Here is a 12,620-nt window from a genome sequence, read left to right as displayed (position 1 = left end):
TTTACTGTTTTCGCTCAAATGGATTGTCTTATACATCTAAGTTGTTTCTACATAAATATCTGTAATCTCACCTATTACTATATCTTTAAAAAAATTTCCAACAGAACCAATAAACCGTTATAAAAAGTATTTAAAATAATAACAAATAGGTATAATAATTCCCACTATAGAAAATACAATACTTCCTAAATTAAATGCAGAAAGTTTCGCACGATGAACTTGAATTTCACCTAAATCTACCCCTCCACTAAAATGCTTATCCATAACTTTAGCGACGTTTTGTTGTTGATTAACAAAATAAGGTATTAGCCATATACAGCAGAACAAAATAATACTACCAAAAAAGAGTGTGTCAATAATTGAAGCTTTCCAATTTAATGAAGTAATGACTATGAGAACAAATTCTCCCACCATAACAATTATCATAGTTACTACATATCTGGTTTTTTCAGAAACGTTTTTAAATACAGTCTCGTCCATAATTTTTTCTATATTAGTCCATATTACACTGATTAACACGATTAGGATAATTAAGAAAATAGTAAATAAAGCTTTAACTAAAAGGTACTCAAACACTACCGACACCACCTAATAATTTCTCAATTAGAATATAAAGTTGATTTTTTAACTCTATCAAAAGATTAAATTCAATAATCTATTAACTAGCTTATCGAAAAATTTATTGATTTAAAGATACAACGCTATATGTATTAGTTATATAGGATAAGATCTCCCAAAATTCCTTTTCTAATATATATATCTTCTAATCGTTGTTGGACTTCAATTGTCTAAATATTTTATTTAGCACTTTATATCAGTTAATAATTAGAATTTTCTGAATTAAAATCCCGTGATATTGTTAAGAAAATAATTATTATTATGATATCTCGATGTAATTGCTGCTAATGCTTTATCTTCAAGGGGAAATATAAGGTTTTCGTTACCGTAATACTAATAACAACCTAACAAATTGAATAGTTACCAGAAAATAATAAAATATTTCCCTCGGCAATTTACAGTATAATACACTTTTAGAAAAAATGGAATATTTAAGTATTTCTTTATTAATAATATGAATTAATAGAATGTTTATATTATTGTACGGATTAAAGATAGCTCAGCTGTGGTGATCTTTATTCATTTTTTCTAGAGTTTATATTAACTTAGAAAACTTTGTAACAGAATCATATATAAGAGCAAATATGATACAAGCAATATCATAAGTTTTTTATTTTTTTACAGTAACCATTTCTCAGCTAATCTCCACTATTAATTCGCAATATTCTGTTATTTTTTATCAATTTACAATTGCAGGTTGAACTATTATATAATATACATAATAATGGTAATATTTAGGTGAAAAGAAGTAGTTGAGGAGGACGTAGTGATATGAGCACAAATATTTTAATGCATGAAGCAGTTATGCAACAACTTAATGATTTTTATCAAATGATGTTGTCGCAGCAAATTATAAAAGCAACGGAATTAAAGAAAGAAATAGATGAAAAAATTGAACAGATTAAACATGCAGAAGAAAAAGAAAATCAAAATTTATTATTATATTATTCTTTACTAGACCTAAAATATAGAATGCTAACTGATCGAGTGAGTATTCGAAAAGATAGTTTTGAAGCAATTGATACAATTAATGAATCGACAGATACACTCACAGCTTATTACTATCATTCTTTTAAAGCAGAACATGCTTTAATGTTTAGTAACTATAATGAAGCCAGAAGGCAATATGAAGAAGCTGAGAGCCTATTAGAACATATTTCTGACGAATTAGAGCATGCAGAGTTTTATCAAAAATATGCGGTGTTAAATCATCATATGTCTAGTATGCTAATATCTATTGAATACGCAAATAAAGCGAAAGAAATCTTTGAAAGGTATGCTGGATATGAGGTGAAAGTTGCTTCTTGCGAAAACACATTAGGGACAGCTTGTATATTCTTAAAGCAATTTGAAAAAGCGGAAGAACATTTGAATCGTTCCATTGACCTTTTGCAAAAACATAATGTAGAAAAATTGATTTTAGTAGTAAGGCATAATTTAGGATTATTATATGCAACTCAAAACTTATCTACATTAGCGATTCGTCATTTATCAGAAGTGACAGAGAAGAATCCTGCCCATTTTAAAGCATTGTTCTTACAAGCACGTGAACACTATAAGCTAAGAGAAACAATTATTGCAAAAGAACTTATTGAAAAAGGATTAGCAGTTTGTATAGAATTAGGAAATGAAGAGTATGTATATCATTTCAATATTTTACGTTCTCTTAATGAAGATGAAGCAATTGAACTCTTAGAAGAAGTGAAAAAAGGTATTTCTTACTTCGAAAAGCAGGATTTGTGGGATTTCGTAGAAGAATATGCAGAAGTATTAGCGGTTCGCTTTCGCAAATTGAATAAGCATGAAAAAGTTAGTGATTATTTCGATGTATGTTACGAAGCGAAAAAAAAATTACTAAGCAAAGGGGCGTTAAAATAATGAAGAAGCTTATATTAGCGGCGTTAGGATTAGTGATAACATTATCATTTAGTAACAATACAGGTGATACACAACATGCTCTAAAAAAGGAAGAAATTATACAATACTCACATGCTGATCATTTTTAATAGCTAATTAACAAAGGGACTCCAATTATGGAGTCCCTTTGTTAATGGGATATTGCTTTGGTTTATCTAATTGTAATAATGTTTGTAAAAAGTATAGATATTTTCTAAATTTGCAGAGGTAATTATTTGTTAATCTTTTAAAACATTGGCTTAGTAATACCGAGGGTTATTATAGATATATTAATCATATAATTTGTCCCTATCAAAATGAACATTTTTTGCATTTAATATATTGTAAATATATTTTATTTTGAAAGGATGTGATTATATGGCTCATAAATCTACTGGAGTGTTTCGAGTTCCAGTTTCTGAAAATGGGATTATTCCAACTGCTCTCAACATTATGCTAAACAATGATTCACGCTGCCATACTAGTAATGTAACGGTAACTGTTAAGAGAAGTCGAAACACCTTTTTCCCAACTCAAAATGAATTAGTTGAAATCTCTCGTACTTTTGTTTCTTTAGAACCAAACAGAACAACTAAGATTGTGTTGTTTACTCCAGAATTCCAAGTAGAAGATTTCCTTGATGTCATCATTAGTGGAAATAGAGAGGATGTTAAGGATGTTCTTGTATATTCTTTCTTAGCAGATTCAGTAGGTCATAATCTGCCATCTACTGTTTTCAGAAATGCAGAATACACTTTTGCTTGCTGACACTGTGATAATGTATTCTTTACTGTCGTATATCTGAATTGAAATGTTGCAAACAGCACTTCAAGGCATATAATCTATCGTTGAAAGATCATTCGGCAGAGGAGCGGTAGTTGGTGAAAGAAGTTTAGGATATCCAGATGCAGGTGCACATGCGCTTGGGGTACCTTTACGGAGATTTCGGGTAGTTTGAAATAGAAATTAGAAGATCCCTTCTACCTTAAGGTGAAGGGTTTTTTTAATATGTTTTTTGATATATATTGCTAAATATGTCCCCATAATTCATTCTATTGTATTGAGAATAATGTCATCTACATCAAAAAACGGTTTATAAAAGGAACTAGTATTTGAAGAAGTTCCACCTCAAACATACTCCTATGCATATAAGTATGTTTGAGGTGGATTTATTAAAGAATTTTATATATAGCATGAATGAAAATGAGATAAATAAAACAATGCTTCTCAGTATGTTTTTAAGAATTAATTGAGCAGGTCCTTGTAAAAATAAAGAAAAGACATCTAAAGGTGCCTTTCGCCGACTTAAATTAATTTTAATATTATCGATCTAAGTTTAAAAGCTGTAGGGATTTTTTCTGTGGGTTTTGTAAGTAGTTTTTACGAAATTATGAGTGTTTTTTATTTTGTATTTCAATAAGTTCATCTGGTAGCATTTTTGTATAATATTCTTTTTCTGTTAGTTCAAATATAAATAATGCTTTTTTCCAGTTATAAATAACCTCTTCTACATTATGTTGTTTCATTTTTAATAAACACTGACCTTTTAAATAGAATAGTTCACCTAGTAGGTATAAAGTATTTAGATTAATTGCTAATTTAATACCTTTATCAATGTACTTTATTGCCTCTTCATATTGATATGTGAAGTCGAAACATTTTGCTAAATTTAACATGAGTTTTAATTTAATTTCTTTATCTCTAGGAAAATCTAGCTTATTAAAATTAGTTAAACATTTTTTGAATATATTAATACTTTTTTCATATTCTTTATTTTCCGCATAAAATATAGCCATTGTTTGCATAATATCTATTTCTCTTTCTGATAAAAAATCAGAATTAGTTAAAGTCAGTTTTAATGCATTATTTAAAAAATCTAAAGCAGTTTTTATTGATTTATCCACCATAAATATAGCAATTGCTTCATGCCATATTAGAAATTGTTTCTCATCTTTTGTTTGAAAATTATTTAAGTTTTTCTCTTTTTTTACTATTTCATAAAGTTCTTTATATTGTTTTTGTTTTAAGCAATCTTTTATTACGTATTTTACATTTTCTACATATTTTAATCTTTTGTTTTGAGTTAGTGCAAATATGTTATTTGGATCAATACCAAGTCTTTCTGATAATTGATATAACAATATACTAGATGGATAAATCATACCTTTTTCAATCTTGCTAATTTGACTTTGTGAACATATTCCATAACATAATTCGGATTGTGATATATTTTTTTTAATTCTAAGTTCTTTAATGGTAATACCCAAATCGTTAAATTCCATTTTGCCACCTACTATTTAGCACTTTATTAATATAAGAACATTCTCTAACCTTAATGTAATGTAAAATTAATATAGTTGCAATTATTGTTTTAAAGGGCTTATCGTTTCGATAAAATGGTGAGATTTTTTTATGTACAAAAAAGACATCCTAAGGTGCCTTACGCCGACTTGGACCACATTCGTTTAATATGAACCAATCTGTATTTTCACATGCTTCTCTAATTCCTCTATTTTCCATTTGATAAAATAAAATCCTAATATTACTAATAATTAAATAAATATTTCTGCATATTCAATATATTTACATAAATTACAAAAGTGATACATTTAAGTTGTAATCTATAAAAACTATTAAAGGGGGATTTATTATGTTCAAGAAATTAGTAGTAGGAGCGTTAGCAACAGGTATTGCATTAACAGGAGGAATGGGTGCAGCTTCAGCTGATACACAAAAAGCTGTGAGCTCTCCGAAGCAAGCAGCCTGCTCCATTCCTTATGAGTATTCTAATGGTAAATTCAAAAGAACTCTTTATTACTCAAATGGAGTATATGCTAATAGTTTTAATGAAAATGTTTGTGGCGGGACGATTACGTGGTATTTAAAACATGTTCAACATGGAGTTGCTTTTTACGAAGGTAATTTAAAATAGTAGATTTTTTGAACCTCATTTATTGAGGTTCTTTTATTTTTAGTTTTTAAACTGATTCTCTATAAAAAAGACACCCTAAGGTGCCTTCTTGCGATTTGCTCCATTGTAATATGGTATTGGATGCCAGTCCAATTATTATTTTACCACGTTAAATAGTTTCGGTTATTGAGAAAAAAGACAACTCATTATTTGAATGCAAAAAGTCCTAGGGGGACTAGGACTTTTTGCTAGAATGAATATGATTTAAAAAAGGACTTATATAACGTAACATATGAATGTTTCGTAAATGTATCGAAAAAGTGAACAAAATAGTTATTTTAAATAAAAAAAGCTCCGCGATAAAAGCTGCGGAGCTTCATAAGGTCGAGTTATGTCGTACTCACAAGGGATTTTAACATGAATGCTGTGGTAAAAATACTGGTAAATTTATCCCGTAAAAGCCCGATTGGTTTAACTCATAATTAGTGGGGGATAAATAAAACTCCCACTGATTAAAGTTTCACTTCATTCGAAGGAATTCATGTTTTATAAATTAGATTATGAGAGTTGATATTCTCCATATTGACCAGAAAAGAACTAAAAATTCTAGTGAAATTCCAAGTGTTCGTTTCCTAGTTTTTTGAAATTCTTTTATTAAATAGCCAACAGCACTAATTGCTATAAGAATAAAAAGAATAAGTTCGAGTGTAACTGGCATTTTATCTACTCCTAATACATTGATTTGTCATATATAGATTATAGGATATTTTTACGGCTAGTGGTGAAAAAATTAATAAAACTATCTTTAATGGAGTTTTGTTTGAACTTCTAAAAGAATTTGTGAAAACCATTGTACGTAAAGTTTCTGCGTATGTTTTTAGGAAACAAATTTTAGAAAAAGATAACAAAAAAACCACTCCTCATCACCGTCGGAAGCAAAAGGGTGGGGTTTGTAAAAAATAAATGAGCCCTAATGAATATAATGTACAAAAGAAAAGACACCCAAAGGTGCTTTACCCCGACTTGATAACAACATTTTATGTATTAAAGGTCATCAAAAAATGTTGTATTTGAAACACGTGACGTTCCATTAATATATTATAAAGTAAATGTGATTATATATTGAATATAAAATTTAGAAAGTTGGTGGGAATAATAAAATGCATAAAATCTTTATTAAAAAAGAAGCCCTAGGATTAGGGGGGCTAGGGCTTCCTGTGTTGGTATATCTCGCACGAAATTATAAAAAGAAAAGAACTTAATGAAGATAACAGAGAAATGTTTCGTAAATGTATCAAAAAAGTGAACAAAATAGTTATTTAAAAAAGAAGAGAAACTAGCAAAAATTAGATACTGTTGTATAAAAAAGGAATAGATTAATAATTTAATATAAAAAATAAAAGATATGCAATATTGCATATCTTGTATCTCATATTACATTGAACCCAATTATGCCTTGAATAGAGAGGGTTTAAAAGAAATATAATAATCTAAATTGTTTACCAATTAATATGGTAAATTATAGATAAATAAAGAAATTTATGTTAATGTACTTATGGTAATATACTGTTAAAAAAAGGAAGAGGTGAAAAGTTTATATGTTTAAAAAAGGCGTATCATTGCTATTAATTCTCATTTTATCTATTTCTACATTTGGTATAGTAACTCACGCTGCTAGTAGTTCAGAATCTGTGAATCAATCATTCTATGGGTATAAGGAGCCATCTTTTAATTCAGCTAAAACAAATGGCGGATCAGAGTATGGTGCTCAAAATGTAGGAGTCGTGGAAAAAAGAGATAATGGCTGGTGGAAGATTGAAACATGGGAAGGTCCAGTTTGGATTAACTTAAATGGGGAAGAACGTGTTATGGGAGATTTCTATGGATATGATGAACCTTCTCTCTCATCAAAGGTTGCGAATGCTGGAGCGAAGTACGGGCGACAAACATTTAGAATAGTAGATGGAACAACAGATGGTTGGCTTAAATTTAAGACGTGGGAAGGCGAAAAATGGATGAATCCTGCGGCTGAACAAATTACCGTCAACAAAACGATTTATGCATATAATGAGCCTTCATTTAATGCAAAGAAAGCAAATTATGGAGCACCATTTAACCCACAAAATTGGGGAGTAGTAGAAAAAAAAGAAAATGGCTGGATGAAAGTAAGTACTTATGAAGGTTATAAGTGGATCAATCCAGATGGAGAAGAAAAATTCATAAACAAATCATTCTATGCGTATAACGAAGCTTCATTTAATGCAGCAAAAGCAAACGCTGGAGCATTATATAGTCCACAGAACTTTAGAGTTGTGGATGGGACAACTAGTGGATGGTTAAAGGTTAAAACATGGGAAGGCGAGAAATGGATGAATCTAGATGGAGAAGAAAGGTTTATAAATAAATCTTTCTATGCGTATAATGAACCTTCATTTAGTTCAGGAAAAGCAAACGCTGGAGCATTATATAGTCCGCAGAATTTTAGAGTTGTGGATGGGACAACTAGTGGATGGTTGAAGATTAAAACATGGGAAGGCGACAAGTGGATGAACCTAAACCAAACAGATTCTGGTTCTTCTGGAGTAATTGATTTAGCTTTAAAACAACTTGGAAAGCCGTATGTTGAAGCTGGGACAGGACCAAATGGATTTGATTGTAGTGGCTTTATTTATTACGTATTTAAAAATAATGGATATAACATTATGAGAACAAGTGTTGCAGGATACTGGGGAATGGTTACAAAAATAAGTGATCCTCAACCAGGAGATTTAGTATTCTTACAGAATACATATAAAGCGGGTCCTTCTCATTTAGGAATATATTTAGGAAATGGCGAATATATCCATGCAGCGGATACGACAACAGGTGTAATTAAAAGTAAGATAAACAGTCCATACACTCAGAAGCATTTCTTGGGGTACGCTAGATTTTCAAAATAATTAAATTGGATTCAGTAAAAAGACAGTTATCTATGAACTGCACCCCAATTGTTAGACACAGTCTAACAATTGGAGGTGTAGTTTTTTTATGACTAAATTTACTTCAGAAGACAAAATGAATGCGGTAATACATTATCAAGATGGAAGTGAGAGTATAAAAGATATTGCGAAATCATTGGGAGCGAATCACGAAGTGGTTCGCATGTGGATAAAACAATTTGAATATCATGGAATCTAGGCCTTTGAAAAAGGCTATACAACGTATTCTGCACAGTATAAACTAGACGTACTAAATTATATGTTCGAAAATGGGACGTCTCCAAACGAAACGGCAGTTATTTTTAATATTTCTTCACCTGGACTTATTAGAAAATGGCGTATTCAGCTACATCAAAAAGGAGTAGACGCCCTTAAATCGAAGAAAAAGGGGCGTCAATCTATGACTAAGGACAATCAAAAATCAATTAAGAAACAAACACAAACAGAAGAGTCAGTAGAAGCATTACAAGCTGAATTGGAGCGTTTGCGTATGGAGAATGCTTATTTAAAAAAGTTGAATGCCTTAGTTCAAAACAAGGAAAAATCACCAAACAAGATAAGGCGCAAGTAATCTATGAACTAAGGAAAGCATTTCCGGTGCAGGCACTTTTAAAATTAGCAGAACTCCCACGAAGTACATATTATTACTGGATACAGAATTCTAATCGGCCAGATAAAGATAAAGAGCTAAAGATCTTAATTCAAAACATTTACGATGAACACCAAGGTCGTTATGGATATCGCCGTATTCGCGATGAGTTAATGAACCAAGGACATAAAATCAACCATAAAAAAGTTCAACGAATTATGAAAGAGTTAGGTTTAAAGAGTCTAGTTCGTATGAAAAAATATCGCTCGTATAAAGGACAAGTAGGTAAGATTGCGCCAAATATTTTAGAACGTAATTTTAAAGCTGAAAAGCCGAACGAAAAATGGGTTACAGACATAACAGAATTTAAATTATGCGGCGAGAAGCTCTACTTATCACCGATGTTAGATCTATTTAATGGAGAGATAATCGCTTATACAATTGATTCAAGACCAACCTATTCACTTGTATCGAAGATGTTGGAGAAGTCTTTTCAACAATTGACAGAAGAAGACGAACTCCTTATTCACTCTGATCAAGGCTGGTATTATCAAATGAAGAAGTATCGGCACGCCCTAAAGGAACGCAAGATTACGCAAAGTATGTCTCGTAAAGGGAACTGTTACGATAATGCGGTTATTGAAAGTTTCTTTGGTATTATGAAATCTGAATTTCTTTATCTAAAAGATTTTGAAAGCATAGAACACTTTAAACAAGAATTTGAAAAATATATCGATTATTATAATCACAAAAGAATTAAGGCAAAACTAAAAGGCATGAGTCCGGTACAATATCGAACTCATGCCCTAAAGGCTGCCTAATGAAACGACCTGTCTAACTTTATGGGGTCAGTTCACTATGGATAGCTGTCTTTTTATTATTTGTGTTGACTTGACTACTTATATATATTCACAAGCGAAAAAACATAATATTAATACGGAAAAATATATTAATATGAATTTTTGCATATTTTAAAATTCAATATATCCCTTGAAAACTTTTAATTGTATAATATATTTTGTCATATTTTTAGATTTTTCGACATAAACCAACAAAAATAGAGAACGTATTGGGAGAAGACATTATGTATACAAAACTATTAAAATCAATTACATCATTATCACTTATTGGTGGTGCGTTGTTATATACAAATGGCAGCGATGTAAAAGCTGCTGAAGTGGGTGTTTTTTCTGATGTGCCGACATCACATTGGTCATATCCTGCAATTAAAGATTTAGCGAGTAAGAATATTATTTCTGGTTATGGAAATGGGATATTTGGTTTTGGAGATGTTGCGACAAGGGAGCAAGTTGCGGCTTTAATTTATAGAGTGTTAGTACCGAATAAACAAGGCGGTTCGTTTAGTAATGATGGAACTCGTTACGTATTAAAGGATGGGTCTACGTTTAAAAATCCTTACGGTGATATTAATCAAAGTTCTACAATGTTCCCAGAAGAGGTATTAACTTTAACGAATTTAGGAGTTTTTAAAGGTGATGAAAATGGCCAATTTAGACCGAAAGCTTCTGTGAGTCGTGCGGAAATGGCACAAATTCTTACAAATGCTTTCCATCTTGCGGCAAAACAAAAACATACCTTTAAGGATGTTCCAAATCCATTTTGGGCAGAAAACGCAATTAGTGCAGTGCAGTCAAATGGAATCGCAGATGGCACAGGGAACGGGAATTTTGAACCGTATGGCACAGTAACACGTGAACAGTATGCGCAGTTTTTATATAAAACTTTGAAGTATAAAAATGCTGATGTGAAAGACACAGGAGATGCGGCATTATTAACAGCTTTTAAAGAAGAAGTAAAAAAGCGTATTAATACATACGAGACAAATATTACACTTCCATATAAAACGAAAAACAATAATACAGAAGAAGTGATGAATACACTTTTTAACGCATATAAAGAGGTTGCAAGTAAAAATGAGTATACAAATAATAATAGATCGAATGTTTCATATGGACTTTCTGGATCACCTGGAAATTATACGTTTACGCTTAATATTACATATCGTGAAACGAAAGAACAGACGGAATATGTCATGAAACAAGCGAAAGCAATCGTTTCTTCTATTACTCAAGTTGGAATGGATGATCACGAAAAAGTGAAGGCGATTCATGATTATGTAGTAAAACATGTTTCTTATGATACGTCTTATAAAGCTTACACAGCATATGAAGCACTTGTAAATCGTTCTGCGGTTTGCCAAGGTTACGCACTATTAACTTATCAATTATTAAAAGAAGCAGGAATTGAAAATCATTTCGTGACAGGAACTGGGGACGGACAACCTCATGCTTGGAATTTAGTAAAAATCGAAAACAAATGGTATCACCTTGATACAACATTCGATGATCCGGTTCCAGATGAGCAGGGCCGCGTTACGTATTCGTATTTCAATTTATCAGATGAACAAATCGCAAGAAATCATGAGTGGAACCGCGGAGACTACCCGCAAGCTACAACGAATTATTATAGTACACTGACAAACAAAATTGCGGCAGGTAGTACGAAAACGCCTGCATACCAGCAAATATTAAAAGATACAAAGTTAAACTATTTAGGAAATGAATATATCGCAAATAACTATACTGAATTAAAAAATAAAATGCAGCAACGCTATAGTGCAAAACCAGAGAAAATTGAAGTGCTATACAAGCAATCAATGAATGGTGCATTGCAAGATGTGAAAAAGGCAATTGGCGAAATCGATTATCCGCAAGGGGCAAATCGAGTTTCTTATAAAGCGGAGCCTTACAATGCGAAAGAAGGGTATTCTTTAGTGACGATTACGTTTACGTATTAAGAATGAGAAAAAGCATCTGTTTCAGATGCTTTTTTTTATTGTATTGATTCGACAAAATATGACAAGGGAAAGCGAATTAGTCTGTTATGATAATTTTTGAAATTTTACATTTTGGAGGATCAATCATGAATAAAAAGAAGATTTTCGCTGCGTTAATAGGGATTGTAGCCTTATTTGTAATTATTAATGTAGTTGTTACGAAAGAGAAAACGACATCAACCAGTGAAAAAATGTACTCTGAGAAAGAATACAATAAATTAGTAGATGAACATTTTGAAGAAACGCAAAAGTTGAAAAGTGATATGAGTGTGTTAGAAACTGAAAAAAAATCTCTTGATGAGCAAGTGAAGAAGTTAAAAGATGAGTTAGCGAAAAAAGAGCAACAAGTAGCGCAGCAGCCGGTTCAACAAGAACAACCAAAGCAGGAACCACAACAACCAGCACCAGCGCAACAGCCGGAAAAGAAAGAAGAGCCAAAAACGGAACAACCTACTGGAGCATTCGAAAACCCAATGAAAAGCATAAACAAAACAGAGGCAATGAATAAAGTAAAAGAAAAGGCGAAGAAAGACTTCCAAGATGATTATATGACACAAAACTTTGTTGCGGAGGAACAATCAAAAGCATTTGATTTCTTAAACAGTATTGAAATTAAATCACAAGAAGAATTAAATGTAATGAAGAATGCATTGAAAGATTTTTCTAACGACTTTATGACCGCGAAGTTTGTTTATGAAGAGCAAATGAAGGCGAAGAATAAGCAAGGGTAAAACAAAAACGTTATCTTTTAAAAGATAGCGTTTTTGTTTT

At 31.3% G+C, this 12,620-nt stretch carries 9 protein-coding genes and 3 pseudogenes; 9 read left to right on the top strand and 3 right to left on the bottom strand.

From position 1 onward, the window contains the following. Positions 1 to 117 precede the first annotated feature (117 nt). Both ACTFO4_RS16610 and ACTFO4_RS16605 read right to left on the bottom strand, forming a co-directional pair. Entirely contained in the window at positions 118 to 576 is a 459-nt protein-coding gene (locus ACTFO4_RS16610) for a hypothetical protein (RefSeq protein WP_000464467.1), read from the bottom strand. Positions 577 to 679: 103 nt separating this feature from the next. Continuing rightward, a pseudogene (locus ACTFO4_RS16605) lies at positions 680 to 785 on the bottom strand (BtrH N-terminal domain-containing protein); the annotation flags it as partial. Positions 786 to 1,389: 604 nt separating this feature from the next. On the opposite strand from ACTFO4_RS16605, the gene ACTFO4_RS16600 reads away from it, so the two are divergent. The 4 genes and pseudogenes from ACTFO4_RS16600 to ACTFO4_RS16585 form a co-directional block, all read left to right on the top strand. Next, complete coding sequence (locus tag ACTFO4_RS16600) at positions 1,390 to 2,496, top strand: tetratricopeptide repeat protein (RefSeq protein WP_440013999.1); 1,107 nt, start codon at positions 1,390 to 1,392, stop codon at positions 2,494 to 2,496. Further along, positions 2,496 to 2,624 (top strand): hypothetical protein, encoded by a 129-nt coding sequence (locus ACTFO4_RS16595; protein WP_000733501.1) that lies wholly within the window; start codon positions 2,496 to 2,498, stop codon positions 2,622 to 2,624. Before ACTFO4_RS16600 ends, ACTFO4_RS16595 begins: the two co-directional genes overlap by 1 nt. Positions 2,625 to 2,892: 268 nt before the next feature. Then, the gene (locus ACTFO4_RS16590) at positions 2,893 to 3,282 is read left to right on the top strand and encodes a hypothetical protein (RefSeq protein WP_000940664.1); all 390 of its coding nucleotides are present in this window, start codon (positions 2,893 to 2,895) and stop codon (positions 3,280 to 3,282) included. Positions 3,283 to 3,376: 94 nt separating this feature from the next. Next, positions 3,377 to 3,477 (top strand): annotated as a pseudogene (locus ACTFO4_RS16585) (DAK2 domain-containing protein); the annotation flags it as partial. 425 nt (positions 3,478 to 3,902) lie between these two features. Here the strand turns inward: ACTFO4_RS16585 and ACTFO4_RS16580 are convergent. Then, positions 3,903 to 4,796, bottom strand: a complete 894-nt coding sequence (locus ACTFO4_RS16580) for a helix-turn-helix domain-containing protein (RefSeq protein WP_242259536.1) — start codon at positions 4,794 to 4,796, stop codon at positions 3,903 to 3,905. Between the two features lie 368 nt (positions 4,797 to 5,164). Between ACTFO4_RS16580 and ACTFO4_RS16575 the strand changes: the two genes are divergently transcribed. The 5 genes and pseudogenes from ACTFO4_RS16575 (at position 5,165) to ACTFO4_RS16555 (ending at position 12,580) form a co-directional block, all read left to right on the top strand. Further along, positions 5,165 to 5,446, top strand: coding sequence for a hypothetical protein (locus ACTFO4_RS16575; RefSeq protein ID WP_000473820.1), 282 nt, complete (start codon positions 5,165 to 5,167; stop codon positions 5,444 to 5,446). A gap of 1,577 nt (positions 5,447 to 7,023) precedes the next feature. Beyond that, a complete protein-coding gene (locus ACTFO4_RS16570; protein WP_326234748.1) occupies positions 7,024 to 8,364 on the top strand; it encodes a C40 family peptidase in 1,341 nt (446 codons plus the stop codon). 88 nt (positions 8,365 to 8,452) lie between these two features. Next, positions 8,453 to 9,813 (top strand): annotated as a pseudogene (locus ACTFO4_RS16565) (IS3 family transposase). A gap of 263 nt (positions 9,814 to 10,076) precedes the next feature. After that, positions 10,077 to 11,810 (top strand): S-layer homology domain-containing protein, encoded by a 1,734-nt coding sequence (locus tag ACTFO4_RS16560; protein ID WP_326234749.1) that lies wholly within the window; start codon positions 10,077 to 10,079, stop codon positions 11,808 to 11,810. Positions 11,811 to 11,935: 125 nt separating this feature from the next. After that, positions 11,936 to 12,580, top strand: coding sequence for a hypothetical protein (locus ACTFO4_RS16555; RefSeq protein ID WP_326234750.1), 645 nt, complete (start codon positions 11,936 to 11,938; stop codon positions 12,578 to 12,580). The last annotated feature ends 40 nt before the right edge of the window (positions 12,581 to 12,620 follow it).

Source organism: Bacillus cereus group sp. MYBKT14-1, from assembly GCF_051915185.1.
GTDB classification, from domain to species: domain Bacteria; phylum Bacillota; class Bacilli; order Bacillales; family Bacillaceae_G; genus Bacillus_A; species Bacillus_A cereus.
This window is presented reverse-complemented; position numbering and strand designations above follow the sequence as displayed.